We start from the raw sequence: 21,504 nt of genomic DNA, 5'->3' as shown, positions 1-21,504 counted from the left end.
ATACTGGCGTTGGGTGGCCGGGTGGGGGAGAGGGCCGGCCACGGACTTCAACGGTCATCGTCAGATGCCGTTGGTATTAGCCCTACCCGGCGACCGGCAGGGTCTGCCGGAACGGGCAGATGGTCACCGAGGCGAACACGCCGGCCTTGTTGAACGGATCGCCCTGGGCGAAGGTCACCACGGCATCCCGGTCGGGGAAGTCCACGATCAGCAGGCTGCCCACGCTGGCGGTGCGGGTCTCGTTCTGCAGCGGGCCCACCATGACCAGATGGTCGGCGTGGGCCTCCAGATGGGTCATGTGGGCATCGCGGTGCGCGGCGCGCAGAGGGGCGCTGTTGGGCCCATCGACGCAGTTTATCATCCACAGCATTCGGATCGCTCCGGCGTCGGCGTGGTCAGGGACGGTCGGGGTCGGATCAGGTCGGGGCCGGCAGGATCTGTTTGAAGGGCCGGATCAGCACGGCCTCGAACAGGCCGGCCTGGAAATAGGGATCGTCGCGCACGAACGCCTCGACCGCGGCCTTGTCCGGCATGTCCAGGATCAGAAGGCTGCCGACCATGCCCTCGCCGTCGTCCGTCAGCAGCGGCCCGCCCAGCCGAATGGAGTCGGTGTGCGCCTTGGCATGCTCCAGATGGGCCGCGCGCGTGGACAACCGCAGGTCCTTGCTGTTGGGCTTGTCAAGGCAGTACACGGCGAACAGCATCGGGGGGCGTCTCCTGAAAGGGGCGGGAACCGGCGGTCATCGTAGCACCCGACCGGAGGAGCGCCTACCCCCCGCGCCCGCGTGGCCGGGCCGGCAACCGCGCGTCAGGCCTGGCGGTCCGGCTCGGGCCGGAAGGGGCGGGCGAGCAGGGCGCCGATGGTCTCCTGAAGGTCGGCGCCCTGGTTCAGCACGGCGTCCACGGCGGCGCAGATGGGCATGTCCACACCCAGCCGTTCGCCCATGGCGACCACGGCGCGCGCGGTGTGAACCCCTTCCGCGACCGAGCGACGTTCGCCCAGCACCGCGTCCAGGGTGCGGCCCTCGCCCAGGGCCACACCCAACGAGTAGTTGCGCGACTGCATGGAGGTGGCCGTCAGCAGCAGGTCGCCCAGTCCGGACAGGCCCATCAGCGTGTCCGCTCGGCCGCCCATGGCGGCGGCCAGCCGGGACAGTTCGGCCAGGCCCCGCGTCACGAGGGCGGCGCGGGCGTTGTCGCCCAGGCCGCGCCCCTCGACGATGCCGCAGGCGATGGCCAGGACGTTCTTGACCGCGCCGCCGACCTGCACGCCGATGACGTCGTCGCTCCAGTACGGCCGGAAGGTGGGCGTGCCGAGCGCGCCCACCAGCGCTTCGCCCAATGGCCGGTCCGCGCAGGCCAGGGTGACGGCGGTCGGCAGGCCGGTGGCGACCTCGCGGGCGAATGTGGGGCCGGACAGGATCGCGAGGGGCGCCTGCGGCAGGGTCTCGGCCACCACCTGTCCCATCATGGCGCCCGATGCGGTCTCCAGGCCCTTGGCGCAGACGACGGCCGGCAGGCCCTCCGGCCAGTGGGGCGCGAGGGACTGGCAGACCTCCCGCAGGGCCTGGGCCGGCGTCACCAACAGCACGGCGTCGGTGCCGGCGGTGACGGCCGCGCGGTCCGGCGTTGCGGCCAGTCCCTCGGGCAGGTCCACGGCGGGCAGGAAGTCCGGGTTTTCGCGGGTGCGATTGATGGCCTCGACGACGGCCGGTTCGCGCGCCCACAGGGTGACGGCGCGGCCGGCGCGGCGCGCGGAGACGGCGAGGGCGGTGCCCCAGGCGCCGCCGCCCAGGACCCCGATATGCTGGATGGAGTGGGTCATGGGCGGGTTATGGGGTGCGCGAATGGCGGACGCAAGAGCCATGCGGCGACCCATGCGGGGCCGAAGAGGCGACATCGCCCCATCGAGCGGTCGGGCCCACTATTCGCTGTTGTGTTTTGCACGCGGGTTTGGATAAATACGCCGAGGCGCGCGGCGGGCGTTTGCCGCCCGTTGGTGTGCCAATTTCCTCCGCCATTCCGGCGTTCCCTCTCCCGACCCCATCGGCTGGCATGTCGCCCACCCCCGACGGAGATGGAGGATGCGCAAGCCGGCGTCTCATCGGTCCTGGAGTTGTTTTCCATGAAGCTCAAGTTTGTGACGGTCGTCGCGGCCGCCGCGTTCCTCGCCGCCTGTTCCTCCACGCCCGAGCAGGACGCCGGCCAGACCGGCGGCGGCGCTCCCCCCGTCACCGCGCCGAGTGGCCCGGCGGCCGGCAGCCAGCAGGAGTTCGTGCAGGAGGTGGGCGATCGCGTGTTCTTCTCCTACGATTCCTACAACCTGGACTCTCAGGCCCAGCAGACCCTGCGGCGTCAGGCGGCCTGGCTGCAGCAGTACCCGCAGTACTCGATCTCGGTCGAGGGGCACTGCGATGAGCGCGGCACCCGCGAATACAACCTGGCCCTGGGTGAGCGCCGCGCCAACTCGGTGCGCAACTACCTGGTCACGCTGGGCGTGCCGGCCAACCGCGTCCAGACCGTTTCGTACGGCAAGGAGCGCCCGGTCTGCACCGAAGCCAGCGACTCGTGCTGGTCGCGCAACCGCCGGGGTGTGTCCGCGCTCCGCTAGGACCGTGGGTGGATCGGGGCGTCAACCGAAGGGACGCGGGATTGCGCGTCCCGGTCGGCTGGCGCCCTCGCACGGCTGAATGAACGGGATGCCCGGGCGATGGTCCGGGCATCCCGTTTTTCATGGGTCATCACGGAAAACCGGGGTCGTTCGGCGGGTCCGAACGCAGGGGGGCAGGCCCCCCAAACACGAACACCCCGCCCGCGGGTGCGGGACGGGGTGTTTGCGGGGTGGACGGGTGCGGCGCGGCAGGGCCACCGCGATGTGACCCCATCTTCAGGCCGGCGCCCGGCACCCACCCCTGATCGCAAGCGACGGGGTGCGCGCCGGAGAGCCGTGAGACAGGATCAGCCGGCGGCCAAGTGCCCCTCGTCGTCCAGTTCCATCTTCAGGCCGAAGCGGCCGGTGCGCACGCGAGACCCGTCCGGCAACCGCCACACGGTGGGCGCCTTGCCCCCCGACACGGTGCTGGTCGGAGTTTCGGCGACGCCACCGAAGCCGAGGGCGATTTCGTCAGCCATCACCGCCACTGTTTCCGGCGCGACGGTGTCGCGCCATCGGGCCCCGTACCGGCTTTCCATGGTCAGGGTGAACAGATTGAAGGCGTGATAGGATGTCGGTGTATGGCTCATGTCTCTCATCTCCACCCTTGGGTTTCAGTCCAAGGACGTTGATCCTCTTCGGGGATTTGTCATTGTCCTGCCGTTGTCGTGGGCCGATTTCGTTGGCCACGACGCTCCCCCTTGTTTGCAGTGCAACATTAACCCCCCTGCGCTCTCTTGTCTAGTGGCCTTAAGATAGGTGTCACTGTAACGATCAAATTGTCTCAAAAAAACCTCAACGCCTTTGACAAAAGAGAAAACTCGCCGCTGCAAAATCAAACGGTGTTTTCTGCGTGTGAAACGGAGTTCGTTGCGCTCCAGTTTCAAATAACTTCCCACCGTGGGCCGACCCTCACTAAAGAACTATATAGGTTTGGGAGGGTGATGCCCAAGGGGCCCAATTCTACTTCGGGCGTATAACAGGTATGCGCCATTGGAAGGGGGTATGAGCCGGTGGGCGCGGAGGCCTTGCCTCTGATGGCGCGATCCCCGATGGTGCTCGCTCCTGTCCTGTCGGTGTTGCGCAAAGGTCGAGTCATCATGAGCAAACGCGAGTCATACGGTGCGGCGAATCTCGAAACCCGTGCCGCCCACGCCGGGCGCGACCCCGAGGCGCATCACGGCGCCGTGAACGTGCCGGTCTATCATGCCTCGACCATCACATTTCCCACGGTGGCCGATCTGAAGGACAAACAGGCCCGCCGATTCGATGATGTCTATTACGGTCGCTACGGCACCCCGACCACACAGGCCCTGGACCGCGCCGTGGCGGACCTGGAGGGCGGACACTGGTGCGTCTCCGTCGGGTCGGGCATGGCCGCGGTCTCCTGCGCGCTGATGTCCGTTCTGAAGGCCGGCGACCATCTGTTGATGGTGGACTCCGTCTACTGGCCGACGCGGAACTTCTGCGACACGCTCCTTCGGGATATGGGGGTCCGGACGACCTATTACGACCCCCTGATCGGGGGTGGTATCCGCGAACTGATCGAGGCCGAAACGAAACTGGTGTTCACCGAGTCGCCGGGCTCGCTGACCTTCGAGACCCAGGACGTGCGCGCCATCGCCGAGGCCGCGCACGCGGCCGGGGCGCTCGTGGCGCTCGACAACACCTGGGCCAGCCCCATCCTGTTCCGGCCGTTCGAGCACGGGGTGGATCTGTCCATCCAGGCCGCGACCAAGTACATCGTCGGCCATTCCGACGCCATGCTGGGCACCATCACCATGACCGACCGCGCGCTGTTCGAGCGCGTCAAGACGGTGGCGGGGCAGGTGGGCCATGCCGTCGGCTCGGACGAGGCCTACCTTGGTCTGCGCGGCCTGCGCACCCTGCCGGTGCGCCTGCGCCAGCAGGGCGAGACCGGGCTGGCGGTGGCGCGCTGGCTCCAGGGCCGGCCCGAGGTCGCGCGCGTGCTCCATCCCGCGCTGCCCGACGATCCGGGCCATGCGCTGTGGAAACGCGACTTCACCGGGGCCTGCGGGCTGTTCGGCGTGCTGCTGAAGCCGGGACCGTCGCCGAAGGCCGTGGCCGCCATGCTGGATGGGATGTCCCTGTTCGCAATGGGGTTTAGCTGGGGCGGTTATGAGAGCCTGATCCTGGACACCACGACCTCGATCACACGGACGGCCGGCATCTGGACCCACGACGGACCGTCGCTGCGCCTGCATGTGGGGCTGGAGCATCCGGATGATCTGATCGCGGATCTGGAGGCCGGGTTCGCCCGTCTGACGGCGGGGGCTTAGGCCCCCTCACACCATCTCTGACCCGTCCGCGTTGAGCGGCGTCACCGTCACCGAGACCTGCGGCGCGCCGCCGTCCCCGCCCAGCATGACGCCCTTGATGGGGGAGACGTCGTCGAAGTCCCGCCCCCAGGCCGTGACGATGTGTTCGTGCGTCACCAGCTTGTCATTGGTGGGATCGATGTCGATCCAGCCGCCGTTGGGGGCTTCGGCCATGGGCACGAACACCGACACCCAGGCGTGCGAGGCGTCGCCGCCCTCCAGTCTGTCGCCATCGCCCGGCATGCGGGTCAGGACGTAGCCGCTGACATAGCGGGCGGCGAGCCCAAAACTGCGGAGCGCGCCGATCATGACGTGTGCGAAGTCCTGACAGACGCCCCGGCGGTCGGCCAGCACCTGGCCCAGCGGCGTGGCGATGGTGGTGGCGGCCGGGTCGTAGACGAACTCGCTATGAATGCGCCGACACAGGTCCACGGCGCCGTCCAGGATCGGGCGGCCCGGGCGAAAGCTGACCCGTGCGTAGTCCCGCAGGTTGTCGGACTCCACGATCAGCGGAGAGTCGAAGGTGTACTGAGAGGCGTCCGCCAGATCGGCGCCCACCGCCGTCTGCAGCCGCCGCGCGACCGTTTCCCACGGCGGCGTGGCGCTCGGATCCGGCATCGCCGGGGGCTTCACGGACACCCGCGCCGTCGCGGTGACGCGCAGCGTCCGATAGGGCTCGGTCAGGGTGAACGTGGTCAGGGTGTTGCCGAAGAAGTCCGCGCGGTCCGCGCGGTGCGAGGGCGGCGGCCAGATCGCCACGTCCGAACGGTGCACCTGCTGGGTGGCGAAACTGCGCGGGGTCAGCCGGCCGGCGTGATGGCTGATGGTCACCGGCGCGCCGTAGGCGTACTCGGTCACGTGGCTGACGCGGTAGTCCATGGGACGGGGCGTGCTCATGTGCCGCGCTCCCGGTCGTCGTCGGCGGCGCGGAAACGGGCCGCGCCCGATCCGTGGCGGGTCTCGACCGCATGCGCGAAGTACTGTCGGGTCAGGGAGTCGGCGAGCGCGTTGAGCAGGCCGCGCAGCAGGCGCAGCAGGGCCGGCAGGTCCTCCGGCGGCGGCATGGCGGCGTCGGGCTCCGCGTCCGCGCCCGCTCGGTCGGTCGCCGGCCCGCTGACGGGCATGTCCTGGCCGCCCAGGTTCATCCGGTCCAGGTCCACCGTGCGGGTGATCCCGAGCAGGCGCACGGCCAGCCGCTGTTCGTGGGTGCGCAGCCCGAACGCCTGGTCCGGGGCCAGGCTGTCCATGTGCAGGCCCAGCCGGACGAGCTGGTAGGCCAGGGATCGCGGGTTGCTCTCGTCGGCGATCAGGATGTCCAGCACGGGCACGGTCTGGGCCGAATCCAGGTACCGGGCGCGGTAGGTCATCTGGCTGTCCAGCAACTCCAGCGCCAGATCAAGGGCGGCCTCGCGCGCCTCGCCGGAGGTGTGTGAGACGCCCTCGAACACCTGGAGAATGTGCAGCGCCCGGTCAATGCGCCGCCCGGTGTCGAGAAACCGCCAGCCCAGCCCGCGCGTCATGTTCTCGTTGGCCAGCCCGGCCATGACCTGCAACGGCATCAGCACCGCGGACAGGCGCGGGCCCGCGTCCTCCGGCGCCAGCGCAATGGCCGGCCCGTAGGCGGGCGGCGGACCGGGATCCGCGTCGTCGCGGGGCAGGGTGTTGGTGAACCGAGCCAGCCCCAGGGTGTCGATCAAGGCGTCGATGGCGCGCCAGTTGTCCACCGACAGGCGATCGCGCACGCGCACGCCGATGCGGTGCACGTTCAGCACCATGGCCGCCAGCCCGCCCGGATTGGAGGGGTTCAGACTGGCGTCCAGCACGGCGCGCGCAAAGCTCTCGTGGTCGGGGGCCTCGACGCCCGGCGGGCTGGAGTAGGGCGGATGCCCCATGGCCCAGATCATGCGCAGGGCGACGTCCAGGGTGGCGGATCCGGCGCCGTTCTCCGCCTGCCGCCCGACCATGGAACGCAGCAGGCGGGTGTTGGCGTCGCACCGCTCCACGTAGCGGCCGAGCCAGAACAGATCGTCCGCCACGCGCGAGGGCAGGTCGCGCACGCCCCGCACCACGGTGATGGAGCGATCCCCTGGGCGGGCGCGGGTCGGCAGGCCGACGGGATCGCGCGACAGCACCCAGACGTCCTTGCTGCCGCCGCCGTGCTGCATGGACACGCGGGGGTCGTCCGGCCCCGAGACCCGCCCGAGACCGCCCGGCAGCACCACATAGCCGTCCTGGGTGGCCACCACATGCACCCGCAGCACCAGCGGGCGCGGCTCCAGGCTCTGGCCGGTCCAGGTGGGCGCGGTGCTCAGCGCGACCGATTCCTGACCCGTCCAGGCATGGGGGTGGCGTTCGATCTCGGCCCGCAGGCGCGCCCGGCCGGCCTCGTCCAGCGAGGCGCCGTCGATGACGGGCCCCCCCGGGTTGAAGGCGGAGCGGATGCTCAGGCGGTCCATCGTCTCCAGGACATGGGCCCGCTCGCGCGGTTGCCCGCACCACCAGGTCGCGACCGAGGGCAGATACAGGTCCTCGCCCAACAGCCGGTGACTCAGCGAGGGCAGGAACGGCATCAGGCCGGGGCTCTCCACCAGCCCGGACCCCAGTGCATTGGCCAGGGTGACCGATCCGCCGTGCACCGCCTCCACGAGTCCCGGCGCGCCCAGCGTCGAATCGCCGCGCAATTCAAGCGGATCACAGTAGTTGCTGTCATTCCGCCTCAGGATCACGTCCACCGGCTGAAGCCCCTCCAGGGTCTTCAGGAACACGCGGCCGTCGCGGACCGTCAGATCCTCGCCCTCGACCAGCGTGAAGCCCATGTAGCGCGCCAGGTAGACATGCTCGAAATAGGTTTCGTTGAACGGGCCGGGCGTCCACAACACCACGCGGGGGTTTTCACGCGTGCGCGGGGTGCTGGCGATCAGGGCGTCCCGCATGGCGGTCAGGTGGTTGCGGATGCGGTGCACCGGCAGGCCGCGCAGCACGTTCGGCAGCACCCGGTTCATGATGATTCGGTTCTCGATGGCGTAGCCGATGCCGGAGGGGGCCTCGGTGCGGGTCTCCAGCACCCACCAGCGGCCGTCCGGGGCGCGGGCCAGATCGACCGCGAGAACGTGCAGGAACCGCCCGTCGTCGGGCCTGGCCCCCACCACGGGCCGCAGGTAGGAGGGATTGGCGTGCACCAGCGACGCCGGCACCAGCCCCTCGGACAGCAGATTGCGCTGGCCGTACAGGTCCTTCATGACGGCGTTGAGCAGGCTCGCACGCTGGATCAGGGCCCGTTCCAGGTCGATCCATTCCCGATCCTCGACCAGCAGGGGCACGGGATCGAGCATCCACGGCCGGTCATGGCCGGCCGGATCCCCATAGACGTTGTAGGTCACGCCGTTGTCGCGGATCAGATGGCGCAGGCGCTCGGCGCGGGACGCCATCTCGCGCGGCCCCAGGGCGTCCAGCCGCGCCATCAGGTCGGCCCAGTGCGGGCGCACCGAGCCGTCCGGCGCCATCATTTCGTCGTGGACGCCGGGGGGCGGCCGATAGCGCAGCCAGGATGACCCCGCCACCGGCGGGCCCCCGTGGGAGCCGGAGTCGCTCGGCTGGCGGGATGCGGCGGCGGTGGACTCCATGGGCTTGCTGCACCTCCGTGCGCGCCGGGAGGGTCCTGGCCCGGGGCGGGACCCCATGGAACGGCGGGCCCCGCCGGAAGTCAAACCACAAGATGCGGACCGGGCGCGGAATGATGGGGGGCGCGTCCGGTTCCGGCGACGGTCAGGTCCGGGCCAGGGAACGGATCGCGGTCGAGGTCGGCACCTTGCCCTGGCCCTGGTAGGCCTCGTGGTTCTTCTCGATCTCGTTGAGCTTGTAGAGATAGTTGACCATGAGCCCCGCCGATCGCGTCATGCCCTTGGTGGAGGTGTCGCCCATCCAGTTCAGGCGCTCGACCCGGGCGCCGTTGCTCAGGTGAAAGTGCGCCACGGGATCGAGCACCGTGGCCGGCCGCCCCGGGGCGCGCGGCGGACGGCGCTCGTTCACCAGATAGCGCGCACACAGGCGGGTCAACGGCGCTTTCAGGGCGTTGGCGAGCGGATCATGGGTGATCCAGGTCGGATCGGACAGCAGGGCCTTGAACTGGCCCTTGGTGCCCGCGGGGGAGGCTCCCATGGCCTCCGCCGCCGCGCCGTTCACCTGGGACAGCGCCTTGCGCTCGTTGGCGAGCAGCAGCCCCGGCTCGCCCTCGGACAGGCGGTGGTCCAGCCAGGTGCGGAAGCCCGGGATCGGCGACAGGGTCGAGAATGTCGTCAGCTTCGGGAACGAGTGGCTGAGGCGTTCCACCACCTGCTTGATGAGGAAGTTGCCGAAGCTGATTCCCGCCAGGCCCGTCTGGGCGTTGGAGATCGAATAGAAGATGGCCGTATCCGCCTCTTCCGGGTCCAGCGCGGGCGCCGACATGTCCAGCAGGGTCTGGACATTGCCGGCGATGCCGTTGACGAGGGCGACCTCGACGAAGATCAGCGGTTCCTCGGGCATGTTCGGGTGCACGAAGGCATACAGCCGGCGGTCGTGATCCAGGCGGTCCTTCAGGTCTTCCCAACTGCGGATCTCGTGCACGGCTTCATAGGTGATGATCTTTTCGAGGAACGCCGCCGGCGAGTTCCAGGTGATGCGCTGCAATTCAAGGAAGCCGATGTCGAACCACGAGGCCAGCAGGTCGCGCAGGTCGCGTTCCAATCCGCGCAGGGCCGGGGTCTCGCGCGACAGCCGCACCAGCTCCGCGCGCATGTCCACCAGGAACTTGATGCCGCGCGGCAGGGCGTTGAACTGGGTCAGCAACCGCAGGCGCGGCGCCACGAGGGCATCGCGCATCCGGCCTTCCGCCGCCTGCAGCGTCGAGAAGTCCTGGGCGTCGGCGGCCATCAGCGCCGCAGCTTCGTCGCGCACCCGGTCGTGATCGGTGGCGTAGTCGCGCGCCAGGATCTCCAGGAAGCGCGCCCGGCCCTGATCGTTGAGGCTCAAGTAGGCGCGCCCGAGGGTCGCCGCCCGCGCCCGCGCCGAAACCTCGCCGCCGCGCGAGGCGAGACAGTCATCCATGCCGGCGCGGATCTTGCGCGCGTCCTCCTCCGGCAGGTCGGGGTTGAGGTTGTCCAGCTCGTCCGCGCCGGACACCTTGTCCGCGATGTCCCGCCACAGGCCCCCCCAGGTCATCAGCCGGCCCAGGAATCCGGGCGAAACCTCCTTGTTCATCGGTGTGTCCCCTCGAGTCGGTCTTGGTGGCCCCTCAGGATGCTAACATAGGGTGCCATTGTGCATCTGCGAAAGAGGGTCGGGCGGCGTGGCTGCCGCCGCCGCTGCCGCCGCCATGGCGTCCGGCAGGTCCTCCGCGATCAGGCCCGGCGGCCCCCGATGTGCGCCCGCCCCGTGCAGCCAGGCGGCGGCCGCCGCCGCTTCCCACGCCGGCATGCCCTGGGCCAGCAGCCCGAGGATGGCACCGGCGAGGACATCCCCGCTGCCCGCCGTGGCCAGAGCGGCCGGAGCGTTCGTGTTGACTCCGGCCCGGCCATCCGGCGCCGCGATGATGGTGCGGGGGCCCTTCAGCAGCACCACGGCCCCGGCGCGCGCGGCGGCCGCCCGGACCCGGACCAGCGGATCGTCGGCCTTGGTCAGGTCGGGGAACAGGGCGCGGAATTCGCCCTCGTGCGGCGTCATGACGACGGGGCCGGTGATGGCCTCGAACAGCGCGCCGGGATCGTCGGCGAAGGAGGTCAGGGCGTCGGCATCCAGCACCGTCGGGCGGGCCCGCGGCAGGATCGACAGCACGCGCGCCGCCGTATGCGGTCCGCGCCCCGCCCCGGGCCCCAGCAGCAGGGCATTCAGCCGGGCGTCCTCCAGCATGGTCTCGACGTCGCCCGGGCTGTCGATGGCGCGGCACAGCACGCCCGGCGCGTCCTGGGCATAAAGGGGCAGGGCGGCCGAGGGCGCGGCGACGCTCAGCAGTCCGGCGCCCATCCGGCGCGCCGCGCGGGCGGCGAGACGGCCCGCGCCGGTCATGGTCGCGCCGCCGAACACCACGGCGTGCCCCCGCGTGTACTTGTGGTCGCGCGCGCCCGGTCGGGGCAGCGACCACAGGGCCGGGCCGTTCAGGCAGGCGGCCGGCCCGATCGCGTCGAGCACGGTCGCGGGGATCCCGATGTCGGACACCGCAAGGTCCCCGCACAGGGCGGGACCCTGGCCCAGCACATGGCCGGGCTTGGGCCGGAAGAACGTCACGGTGAGCGCGGCGGGCGCGGCCGTGCCCCACACCTGCCCGGTGTCGCCATCCAGGCCGCTGGGCACGTCCACGGCGACCACCGGCGGGGCAGGGCGCGCGGCCAGCGCCGACAGCACGGATCCCGCCACGCCGTCCACGGGGCGCGACAGCCCGGCGCCGAACAGGGCGTCCACGACCAGGTCGGCGCCGTCCAGCGCGCCCAGATCCAGCGGCGCGACAGGTCCGTGCCAACGGCCCGCGTTCACGGCCGCATCGCCTTTCAATCGGTCTCGGTCGCCGAGGAGGTGGACGGTCACCGGCCAGCCGGCCGACCTGAGCATGCGGGCGATCACGAAGCCGTCGCCCCCGTTGTTGCCCGGCCCGCACAGCACGACCGTCCGGCGCGGCATCCAGCCCCGCCGGATGGCCCGCGTCGCGGCGAAACCGGCGTGCTCCATCAGGGACAGGGAGGGCACGCCGCCCTCGACGGCCAGGGCATCGGCCCGGCCCATCTCGGCCACCGTCAGCAAGGCGCCGCCCGTCTGCATCACGGACTCTGAAGGGGGGGCGCCTGTCCGGGGTGCGGCGTGCGTGCCGGTCATGGTCTCCTCGCTTCCATGGGGTCCGCCCGCCGGCCGGCCGCCGCCGGTCACGCCAGGCGGTCAATATCCTCTTCGGACATATGGGCAGGAATGACCAGGACGGGAACCCTCAGTCCGGCGCCGAACGAGCCGGCCAGGCCGCTGATGAGCGGCCCGGGCCCCTCCTTGCCGCCGGCGGCCGCCAGCACGAGCACGGAGATCGTGGGGTCCTCGCGGACGCAGTCGGTGATCTCCTCGGACGGTTTGCCCTCGCGCACCGTCAGCATGGGCATGCGCCCCGACAGGCGCTGGACCTCGGCGGCCAGCCGCTGCAGCCGCTTTTCGGCGTCGCCCAGGGCCTCGGACTTCATCTTGTCGCCCACGAACTTGAAGTGCTGGAAGTCGGGCGGCTCGACGATGCGCATCAGCACGACCCGCCCCCCCGTGGCGCGGGCCCGGATGCAGGCGAACCGCAGCGCCTTGCGCATCTCGTCGGAGTCGTCCACCAGCACCATGAACGTGAGAGGATGGGGCGTGTCGTCCCCGCCCAGCACGGGGCGGTCGGAGGGTTCGTCGGTCATGGTGATCCCCTCGGAGTTGCCGGGCCGCGTCGTGGCGCGGCCGCCGGTCATTTCTTGCGCAGGGCCACGGCGGCCAGCCAGCCGCTGGCGACGGCCGCGACGATGGCCATCAGCCCGTACAACGGACCCTGCTGCTGGGCCATGTCAAAGATCTCGGCCCCCAGACCGATCTTGCTGACCACGAGCGGCGTGATCTTGCCGCTGATGACCGAGCCGTCGCGGATCAGATAGACCTCGACCGAATAGGCCCCGGTCGGCACATTCGCCGGGAAATGCAGGTCCGCCTTGAACAGCCGGTTGGCCAGCAGCGTGACCGGCTGGGTGCCCACGCCGTACAGATCGGCCTTCTGTTTCAGGCGCACCAGGGCGGCGCGAAAGCCGGGCACGAACGAGTCGGTGACACTCTGGTCCACCGGCACGAAATCCAGGTTCTGGGTGCCGATCTGGTGGCGCGCCAGCACGCTGCGCGGTGCGATTTCCTCCAGCGGCCGGTTGGCGAACACCTGATAGAACGCCGGGACGTTCTCGTACGTCACGCTGTCCCGGTTGGCCCAGATGATGCCGATCCGGTCCTTCTTGCGGACCACCTTGCGGGTCGGCGGCCCGCGCACCACCAGAACCACGTCGCCCGGGCCGTCGGTGGCTCCGAACAATAGGACATCGGTGCCGGAAAACGCCGTCGTGATGGCAACCAGATGGTCCGACAGATCAACGACCAGCGGCTGCACGGGTTCCTGGGCGCGGGGCGCCTTGGCCCACGCCAGGGCGAGCGCCGCCGCCACGATCAGCGCGGCCAGCGCCAGAAGGACGCGGCGGCGAGGCCGTGTCCGGTCCGGGATGCCGTGCCGACGGTCGTCCATCATGTCACTGTGTCTCCACGACCAGGGTGAAGACGTCGCTGGGCGTGGCGACCAAGTCGAAGGCCAGCTTTCCGCACACAGCCAGCACCAGCAGCGCCAGCAGGATGCGAAGCTGCTCGCCCTGAAGGCGCGCGCCGATGCGCGCCCCGGCCTGGGCGCCCACCACGCCCCCCACGATCAGCAGCAGCGCCAGCACCACGTCCACGGTCTGGTTCAGGGCGGCTTGCAGGAACGTGGTGTTGGCGGTCACGAAGATGATCTGGAACAGCGAGGTTCCCACCACCACCTGCGTCGGCATGCCCAGCAGGTAGATCATGACCGGCACCATGATGAAGCCGCCGCCCACGCCCATGATGGCGGTCAGCAGCCCCACGCCGACCCCCACCGCCAGCGGCAGCAGGGCGCTGATGTACAGCTTCGATTTGCGGAAGCGCATCTTGAAGGGCAGGGCGTGCACCCAGCTTCTGCGCCCGGACGTGTCCTTCGGCGGGGTTCGGCCCTTGCGGCGGATGCGCCACATGGCCTGCAGGCTCTCGACCAGCATCAGGCCGCCGACCACGCCCAGAAACAGCACGTAACACAGCGAGATCGCCAGATCGATCTGCCCCATGCGCTGCAGCAGGCCGAACAGCCAGACGCCCGACGTGGACCCGATCAGGCCGCCCGCCAGCAGCACGCCGCCCATCTTGAAGTCCACGTTGCCCCGTCGGGTATGGGCGATGACGCCCGTCACGGAGGAGGCCACGATCTGGTTGGCCCCGGTGCCGACCGCGACCGGCGGCGCGACGCCGAGGAACATGAGCAGCGGCGTCATCAGGAACCCGCCACCGACACCGAACGCCCCGGACAGAAAGCCGATCCCCCACCCCATGCCGAGGATCACGAAGACGTTGACGGACATCTCGGCGATGGGCAGATAGATCTGCATCTCGGGCCCTGTGAAGGGAGGGGATGGGGTCGCGCGAATGGGGTGAATCCGACCGAAGGCCCGGCAGAGTGGCGGCGCCGCGCGGGCGTCGCGTCGAAAACCCCACTGGTCCGGTCAGGTCCGCCAGTATGGGCCCGTTATGAGGGCCTGTCACCACGGCGTTCAAGGGAAAAGCCTGTGTCGGCGTCGGCGCGGGTCCGCCGCGCCCTGGTATAAAGCGCCCGCCCGGTTGACGCGGGCGTTGCCCGCGCCCACTCTGGACCAGATCAGACCTCGAACACCCGGCCGTGATCGCGACCGGGGCGTGCGCGGTCTTCCTTGGCGGGCGGTCCCCGCCGGATGGCCCGCGCGTCGGGCCGCTACGAATGGACGCGATCCATGTCCCTGCCCAGGCCCTCCCGGCCCCGCGCCATCATCAACCGCAAGGCCCTGGTGCTTGGGCTGAACGCCCGCGCCGAGGCGGTGCTGGACGGCTCGCGCGAGGGCACCCGCAAGGCCCGCGCCGATCTGCTGGATACGCTGAAGGCGGCGCTCGCGGACGGCCGAGAGGAAATACGGCGGCGCTTCCTCGAGGACAACTGCGGCGGGGCGGAGGTGTGCGCGGCCAACACCCACCTGATGGATCAGATCATCCGGGTCCTGCACGACTACACCGTCGCGCACCTGTTCCCCAAGCTGACGCGCACCACCGGGGAGCGTTTGTGCGTGCTTGCGCTGGGCGGCTACGGTCGGGGCGAGATGCTGCCGTTCTCGGACATCGACCTGATGTTCGTCCTACCCTACAAGGCCACGCCCTACACGGAACAGGTGGTCGAGACGATCCTGTATGTGCTTTGGGATCTGGGCCTGAAGGTGGGCCACTCCACCCGCTCGGTGGACGAGTGCATTCGGCAGGCCCGCGCCGACATGACCATCCGCACGTCGCTGCTGGAGGCCCGGTTCCTGTTCGGCGAACGGGCGCTGTTCCAGGATCTGTCGGCCCGCCTGTACACCCGCGTCATCGCCGGGTCGGGCCCCCAGTTCGTGGAGGCCAAGCTGTCGGAGCGCGACCAGCGGCATGAGCGGCTGGGCGATTCCCGCTACGTGCTGGAACCGAACGTGAAGGAGGGCAAGGGCGGTCTGCGCGATCTGCACACGTTGTTCTGGATCGCGCGGTATCTCTATTCCGTTTCGGACGTCAACGACCTGATCGGGATGGGCGTGCTGACCCCCGCCGTGGCGCGGAAGTTCACCCGGGCGCGCGCCTTCCTGTGGACCGTGCGCGCCCATCTGCACTACCTCAGCGGCCGGGCCGAAGAGCGCCTGACCTTCGACGTGCAGCCGCGCATTGCCGAGCGCATGAACTACACCGACCGCCCCAGTGCGCGCGGTGTCGAGCGATTCATGAAGCACTACTTCCTCGTGGCGCGCGATGTCGGCAACCTGACCCGGATCCTGCTCTCCGTGCTGGAGGACTCGCAGAAGCGCCGCCCCATGCTGTCCGTGCCCGGGTTCATCATGCGGCGGCGCGACCTCAACGGGTTCATCCTGGACGGCCAGCGTCTGGCGGTGCCGCAGCCCGACCATTTCGTCCGCGATCCCCTGGCCATGCTGCGGGTGTTCCTGGTCGCGCATGAACAGGGCCTCGACATTCATCCCGATACCCTGCGGCTGGTCACGGACCATCTGTCGCGCATCAAGCCGCTGCGGGACGACCCGGACGCCAACGCCCTGTTCATGGCGCTGCTCACCCATCGCAAGGAGCCCGAGGGTATTCTGCGCATGATGAGCGAGGCGGGCGTGTTCGGCCGGTTCATCCCGGATTTCGAGCGCGTCACGGCGCAGATGCAGTACGACATGTATCATGTCTACACCACGGACGAGCACACCATCCGCGCCATCGGCATTCTGCACCGGATCGAGTCGGGCGCCCTGGCCGAGCAATTGCCGGTCGCGACACAGATTATCCACACGGTGACGTCCCGCCGGGCGCTGTATGTGGCGGTGCTGCTGCACGACATCGCCAAGGGGCGGGGCGGGGATCATTCCGAGTTGGGCGCCCAGGTCGCCCAGGAGCTGTGTCCGCGCCTGGGCCTGGACGACGAGGAGACCGAAACCGTTTCCTGGCTGGTGCTGCATCACCTCGCCATGAGCCGGGTCGCCTTGAAGCGGGATGTGGACGACGCCAAGACCATCCAGGATTTCGCCGGTCTGGTGCAGTCGCCGGAGCGACTCAAGCTGCTGACCGTGCTGACCTGTGCGGACATCATGGCGGTGGGCCCCGGCATCTGGAACAACTGGAAGGCCGGTCTGCTGCGAGACCTGTACCGCCGCACCGAGGAGTTCCTGGTCGGCAGCCTGTCCGCCGTGCCCCAGGACCGGCGCGTGCGCGGCCGCCGGGACGCGCTGCGCGAGGCGCTGGCCGACCTGCCCGCATCGTGGGTGGAATCCTATCTGGGACGGGGCTACCCCGGCTACTGGCTGTCGTTCGATACGGAAAGCCAAGAACGCCATGCCCGCTTGATCCACGCCGCCGAGGCCGATAACCCCGCGGACGAGGAGGTGGTCACGCTGGACACCCGTATGGACACGGGGCGCGGCGTGACCGAGGTGCTGGTCTACGCTCCCGACCACCCGGGCCTGTTCAGCAAGATCGCCGGCGGTATCGCGCTGGCCGGCGCGTCGATCCTGGACGCGCGCATTTTCACCATGACCAACAGCATGGCCCTGGACACGTTCACGGTTCAGGCCGCCGAGGGCGGGGTGTTCGATGCGCCGGGCCGTTTGGAGCGCCTGAAGGCCACCGTGATCGACGCCGTGCGCGGCACCATCGATCTGCGCGCCGAGCTGGCGCGCAAGTCGCCGACCCTGCCGGCTCGCGCTCAGGCGTTCCATGTGCCGCCTCGGGTCATCGTGCATCACGAGGCCTCCAAGACCCATACGGTCGTCGAGGTCAACGGCCGCGACCGGCCCGGCTTCCTGTTCGCGGTGACGGACGCTTTGACCGGCCTGAACCTGCAGATCGCCAGTGCTCGGGTGAACACCTACGGCGAACGGGTCGTGGACGTGTTCTACGTCAAGGACGTGTTCGGCATGAAGGTCAGCCACCCGGGCAAGCTGCGCGACCTGAAGCGGGCCCTGACCCGGGCGGTGGGCCTGCAGGCCCTGGAAAGCCAGAAGGGGGCCGCCGTGGCGCGCGACGCCGGGCGCGCCCGCGCCAAGGCCGAGCGGGCCGACGGGTCCGATCAGGCGGCGGAGTAGCAGGACGGTCCGCGCGCCGATGCCGGTGCATGCGGGTTCGGACGGGCTCTCTGGCGATGGAGGTCAGGCCATGCGGTTATACGGTGTTCGCATCTTTGTCTCGGACCTGGAGGCCGCACGGGCTTTTTACGGGACCGCGTTGGGTTTGCCCGTGACCTGGGACGCCGCTGCCATGGGCGCCGTCGGATTTCGGCTGGACCCGGCTGAATTGATTGTCGAACAGACCGATCCGGCTGGGCCGGACGGGGCCCTGGTGGGGCGGTTCGTGGGTCTGTCGATCGAAGTGGAGGACGCCGAGGCCGCATACGCCGCCTTGACGGCGCGCGGTGTGGCCTTCGATCGCCCCCCCGAGGTGCAACCCTGGGGCGGCGTCCGCGCGGACTTCCGCGATCCGTCCGGAAACGTCCTGACGCTGATCGCGCGCCCGGCTGAGTCGGACCCGCCATAACGCCCGTTCGGTGTGGTCGGAAGGACCGGAGGCTTGGGCGCGTCGACCCGCCTCAGGCCAGCGCGTCCTCGTCTTCTTCCGCGCGGGCGGTAGCGGCCACGGCGGCGACCGCTTCTTCCAGCGCCGCCGTGAACCCGGTCGCCCAGGCGGCGGGATTGGGCTTCACCGGCGTCCGGGGCCGGGACAGGGCGTGCTGGGCGGCGGCCACGTATCCGTCGGCGTCCGCCGCGATTCCGTCGCGCTGCCCCGCCCGGGCCAACTGCGCGGCCGCGAGACGGCTCCTGGCGGCGGCGCCGGGCAGGGTCACGACGGGCACCCCCAGGGCGAGGGCTTCGAGCGCGGTCAGGGCGCACGACACCGGGTAGGGGTCCAGCAACACGTCCACCTTGGCCAGGGCGCTGCGCAGGTCCTGGCGGGAGTCCGACGCCTCGACAACAAGCCGGTCGGGCGCGATCCCGTGCGCCTTGAAGCATGCCCGCAGGTGGGCCACCGCGCCCGGGTCGGCCCACGCTCGGTCCTTGAGCAGAAGGTGCGCGGCCGGCATGGCGGTCAGGGCCTTGACCCAGAGGACCACCGTCGGCTCGCCGATCCGGTCCGGCCCGGCGAAGCCGCCGAGCGCCACCCCGCCGGTGCGGGGGCGGGCGGAGGCCCGCTCCTGGAGCGCCGTCTCGGGCAGGTCGGCCGGGTCCAGCGTGAGAATGCCGTGGCGCAGGCGCACGACCCGTTCCGTGGCGTGGGCGTCGTCGTCCTCCGGCATCACGGCGGCGTCCGTCAGGACCAGATCCATCGCCCGCAGCCCGGTTGTGCCCGGATAGCCGGCCCAGGCGGCCTGAACCGGGGCCGGGCGCTGGCGGGCGAACAGAGTCAGCCGGTTGCCGCGCCCGTGTCCGGTCATGTCGATCAGCACATCCAGCCCGGCATCGCGCACGATCCGGGCCACGCGGTCGTCGCTGAGACCGGCGACGTCGATCCACGCATCCGCCCGCTGCCGCAAGGCTTCGGCAACGGGATCGTCCCCCGCGCCGTCGGACAGCAGGGTGACCCGGATGCGCGCGGGATCGCGGTGGGCCAGCAGCGGGCGCACGATCCAGCCGATGGGGCCGTCGCGGAACGCGGGCGAGATCAGGCCGACGCGCAGCGGCCGTCCGGTGGGATCGGCCGGCAACGGGCGGGGCGGCACCGGGGCGCCGAAGCGGCACTGCCAGACCCGGTGCACGCTCGCCAGCATCGCGGGCGTCTGGCCGGGCAGACCGTGGCGCAGGTCCAGGCAGCGCGACAGCAGCGCGGGGTCCGACGGCGCCAGCCGGCTGGCCCGGATCATGGTCCGCAGCGCGGCCCGGGGGTCGCCCCGGTCCGCCAGATGCTCGGCCAACGCGGCCACGGCCGCCGGATGTCCCGGCGCGAGCGCATAGGCCGCCCGCACCGCCTGGGCGGCGACGGCGGCATTGCCGACCGATCGCGCCGTCCGGGCCAGCAGCAGCCGCAGTTCGCCACTGCGGGGGTCCATGTGGACGGCCTGCCGCAACAGGGTGATGGCGGCGATGCCGCGCCGCCGCAGGCCCAGGATCACGCCCATCCGCAGATAGGCGTCCGCGCGGGCGGGGTTCAGCGCGATCACCTGTTCCAGGCGCCGGATGGCTTCGTCGAAGTTGCCTTGCGCCTCCAGCGACAGCGCGAGCTGGTTCAGCGTGTCCTCGTCCGCTTCGCCCAGATCGCAGGCGGTCCGCAGGGCGGCCTCGGCGGCCTCGGGGTTGTCGATGGACATCAGGTGGCGGCCCAGAACGGCCTGAGCCGGGCCCGAGACGGGCACGGCGGAGGCGGCCATGTCGGCGGCCAGACGCGCGCCGACCGGATCGCCGTCCATGTACAGCGAAAAAGCGTGGTTCAGAATCGTGAGGACCTCCTGGTCCGCATGGTCCCGAACAGTCAGGCGAGGCTGCACGGTGGCGCTCCTTTCCCCCGCGACCCGATCTACCGTGGCCGGCCCTGGCCGGTCCCGTTTCCGGCTCCGGCGCGGCATGTCCGGGCGCAAGTGTGCCGCAAGTCCGCCCGCGCGTCATCCGTCTTGGCCGCCGACGCGGGGGAGTGCGCCCCGTCACTGAACATTCATGCAGGCGTCATCGGAGCGAAATGATATTGCACTAAAGCAGGGAAGCGCGCCGCGCCCGGGGCATGTTGCCCCGGCGTCGGCCGGGCCAATCCATCAGGAATAGGGGATCCTCCATCATGATCAAGACGTTCTCGCTCGCCCACGCGGCGGTCGGCACGGCGCTGGCCGCCGGTGCGGTCGTGTCCGCCTCCGCCGCCTTCGCCGCCGACGTCGTGGACCTGGGGCCGCGCCCCGCTTTCCTCGTGGACCAGATGGAGGATGGGGCCCTCAAGGACACGCTGATGGCCTGCATGGGCGCGCCGGCCGAGGTGTCGCTGTTCTCGATCGGCCATCGCGGCGCCGCCATGCAGTTCCCCGAGCACACGAAGGAATCCTACGTCGCCGCCGCCCGCATGGGGGCCGGCATCATCGAATGCGACGTGACCTTTACCAAGGACAAGGCGCTGGTCTGCCGCCACGCCCAGAACGACCTGCACACCACCACGAACATCCTGGCCACCGACCTCGCGGAAAAGTGCACCCAGCCGTTCGTGCCCGCCAGCGGCGACGACACGGCCCAGGCCGAGTGCCGCACCTCCGACCTGACGCTGGCCGAGTTCCGCACCCTGACCGGCAAGATGGACGCCGCGGATGCGAGCGCCGAGACCGTCGAGGGCTACATGGACGCGACCGCCGGCTGGCGGACGGACCTGTACGCGGCCCCGGGCGGCACGCTGATGACCCACGCCGAATCGATCGACCTCATCAAGAGTCTGGGCGGCAAGTTCACCCCCGAGCTGAAGACCCCGTCGGTGGACATGCCGTTCGATGGCTTCAGCCAGGAAGACTACGCCCAGAAGATGATCGACGAGTACAAGGCCGCCGGCGTGCCGGCCTCGGACGTGTTGGCGCAGTCCTTCAACCTGGAAGATGTGCTGTACTGGATCGAGAACGAGCCGGAGTTCGGCAAGCAGGCCGTCTATCTGGACGACAGCTATGACATCGAGGGCTGGGACCCCATGGACGCGTCCACCTGGACGCACACCATGACCGAGCTGAAGGACATGGGCGTGAACTACATCGCGCCGCCCATGTGGGTGCTGGTCACGGTCGAGGACGGCGAGATCGTGCCGTCCGTCTATGCCAAGGAGGCCAAGGCCGCCGGCCTGAACATCATCACCTGGACGCTGGAGCGCTCCGGCCCGCTGGTCACCGGCGGCGGCTGGTACTACCAGTCCATCAGCGACGTGACCGACAGCGACGGCGTGATGTACGAGCTGGTGGACGTGCTGGCGCAGGACGTGGGCATTGTCGGCCTGTTCTCCGACTGGCCGGCCACGGTGACCTTCTACGCCAACTGCATGGGCCTGAAGTAGGGCGGCTCGCCCTCTCGGGTGTCTGATACCGCCCGGCCTATGACGTGACGTCATAGGCCGGGCGGCCGGTGCGACTGCACCGGCGCCGCGAAGCGGCGTATGACTATTGTCCTGACGAGTCAGGACAATAGTCGGCCAGTATGAAACGAAGGGCGGGCGGTGCCGGGT

At 70.1% G+C, this 21,504-nt stretch carries 17 protein-coding genes; 5 read left to right on the top strand and 12 right to left on the bottom strand.

All coding sequences use genetic code 11. The annotated features are described in order from the left end of the window. Positions 1–82: 82 nt before the first annotated feature. The 3 genes from GHC57_RS06105 to GHC57_RS06095 form a co-directional block, all read right to left on the bottom strand. Positions 83–370, bottom strand: a complete 288-nt coding sequence (locus GHC57_RS06105) for a YciI family protein (protein ID WP_153342235.1) — start codon at positions 368–370, stop codon at positions 83–85. 46 nt (positions 371–416) lie between these two features. Further along, complete coding sequence (locus tag GHC57_RS06100) at positions 417–704, bottom strand: YciI family protein (protein ID WP_153342234.1); 288 nt, start codon at positions 702–704, stop codon at positions 417–419. A gap of 104 nt (positions 705–808) precedes the next feature. Beyond that, positions 809–1,825 (bottom strand): NAD(P)H-dependent glycerol-3-phosphate dehydrogenase, encoded by a 1,017-nt coding sequence (locus GHC57_RS06095; protein WP_153342232.1) that lies wholly within the window; start codon positions 1,823–1,825, stop codon positions 809–811. Positions 1,826–2,125: 300 nt separating this feature from the next. Between GHC57_RS06095 and pal the strand changes: the two genes are divergently transcribed. Beyond that, positions 2,126–2,611, top strand: coding sequence for a peptidoglycan-associated lipoprotein Pal (gene pal / locus GHC57_RS06090; RefSeq protein WP_153342230.1), 486 nt, complete (start codon positions 2,126–2,128; stop codon positions 2,609–2,611). A gap of 347 nt (positions 2,612–2,958) precedes the next feature. Here pal and GHC57_RS06085 read toward each other — a convergent pair whose 3' ends face one another. Continuing rightward, a complete protein-coding gene (locus GHC57_RS06085; protein WP_153342228.1) occupies positions 2,959–3,243 on the bottom strand; it encodes a hypothetical protein in 285 nt (94 codons plus the stop codon). A 510-nt stretch (positions 3,244–3,753) separates the two neighbouring features. Here GHC57_RS06085 and metC point away from each other — a divergent pair. Beyond that, entirely contained in the window at positions 3,754–4,953 is a 1,200-nt protein-coding gene (gene metC / locus GHC57_RS06080; RefSeq protein WP_153342226.1) for a cystathionine beta-lyase, read from the top strand. Between the two features lie 6 nt (positions 4,954–4,959). Here the strand turns inward: metC and GHC57_RS06075 are convergent, their stop codons facing one another. The 7 genes from GHC57_RS06075 to GHC57_RS06045 all read right to left on the bottom strand — a co-directional run bounded on the left by GHC57_RS06075 (position 4,960) and on the right by GHC57_RS06045 (position 14,183). After that, positions 4,960–5,889 carry a transglutaminase family protein gene (locus GHC57_RS06075; protein ID WP_153342224.1) on the bottom strand — a complete coding sequence of 310 codons (930 nt, stop codon included), beginning with the start codon at positions 5,887–5,889 and terminating at the stop codon, positions 4,960–4,962. Further along, entirely contained in the window at positions 5,886–8,615 is a 2,730-nt protein-coding gene (locus tag GHC57_RS06070; protein ID WP_170294717.1) for a circularly permuted type 2 ATP-grasp protein, read from the bottom strand. The genes GHC57_RS06075 and GHC57_RS06070 overlap by 4 nt, the downstream gene beginning before the upstream one ends. A 142-nt stretch (positions 8,616–8,757) precedes the next feature. Next, on the bottom strand, positions 8,758–10,230 hold the full coding sequence (locus tag GHC57_RS06065) for a malonyl-CoA decarboxylase (RefSeq protein WP_153342220.1): 1,473 nt from the start codon (positions 10,228–10,230) through the stop codon (positions 8,758–8,760). A 42-nt stretch (positions 10,231–10,272) separates the two neighbouring features. Next, positions 10,273–11,835: an NAD(P)H-hydrate dehydratase gene (locus GHC57_RS06060; RefSeq protein ID WP_343031122.1), complete on the bottom strand. Its 1,563-nt coding sequence runs from the start codon at positions 11,833–11,835 to the stop codon at positions 10,273–10,275. Between the two features lie 47 nt (positions 11,836–11,882). After that, the gene (locus GHC57_RS06055) at positions 11,883–12,395 is read right to left on the bottom strand and encodes a universal stress protein (protein ID WP_153342218.1); all 513 of its coding nucleotides are present in this window, start codon (positions 12,393–12,395) and stop codon (positions 11,883–11,885) included. A gap of 47 nt (positions 12,396–12,442) precedes the next feature. Continuing rightward, positions 12,443–13,258 (bottom strand): TIGR02186 family protein, encoded by an 816-nt coding sequence (locus GHC57_RS06050; protein WP_153342216.1) that lies wholly within the window; start codon positions 13,256–13,258, stop codon positions 12,443–12,445. 1 nt (position 13,259) lies between these two features. Further along, positions 13,260–14,183 (bottom strand): sulfite exporter TauE/SafE family protein, encoded by a 924-nt coding sequence (locus tag GHC57_RS06045; RefSeq protein ID WP_153342214.1) that lies wholly within the window; start codon positions 14,181–14,183, stop codon positions 13,260–13,262. 378 nt (positions 14,184–14,561) lie between these two features. Here GHC57_RS06045 and GHC57_RS06040 point away from each other — a divergent pair, with 378 nt between their 5' ends. Further along, a complete protein-coding gene (locus GHC57_RS06040; RefSeq protein WP_153342212.1) occupies positions 14,562–17,423 on the top strand; it encodes a [protein-PII] uridylyltransferase in 2,862 nt (953 codons plus the stop codon). A 19-nt stretch (positions 17,424–17,442) separates the two neighbouring features. After that, on the top strand, positions 17,443–17,871 hold the full coding sequence (locus tag GHC57_RS06035; RefSeq protein WP_211369128.1) for a VOC family protein: 429 nt from the start codon (positions 17,443–17,445) through the stop codon (positions 17,869–17,871). A gap of 52 nt (positions 17,872–17,923) precedes the next feature. Here the strand turns inward: GHC57_RS06035 and GHC57_RS06030 are convergent, their stop codons facing one another. Then, positions 17,924–19,813, bottom strand: coding sequence for an O-linked N-acetylglucosamine transferase family protein (locus GHC57_RS06030; protein ID WP_170294716.1), 1,890 nt, complete (start codon positions 19,811–19,813; stop codon positions 17,924–17,926). Positions 19,814–20,097: 284 nt separating this feature from the next. Here GHC57_RS06030 and GHC57_RS06025 point away from each other — a divergent pair, with 284 nt between their 5' ends. Beyond that, positions 20,098–21,336 (top strand): glycerophosphodiester phosphodiesterase family protein, encoded by a 1,239-nt coding sequence (locus GHC57_RS06025; protein WP_153342208.1) that lies wholly within the window; start codon positions 20,098–20,100, stop codon positions 21,334–21,336. Positions 21,337–21,504: the final 168 nt, after the last annotated feature.

Origin of the sequence: Roseospira navarrensis, from assembly GCF_009601025.1 — a bacterium.
GTDB lineage: Bacteria > Pseudomonadota > Alphaproteobacteria > Rhodospirillales > Rhodospirillaceae > Rhodospira > Rhodospira navarrensis.
Note: the sequence above shows the minus strand (reverse complement) of the source record. Positions and strands in the feature narration are given on the sequence as shown.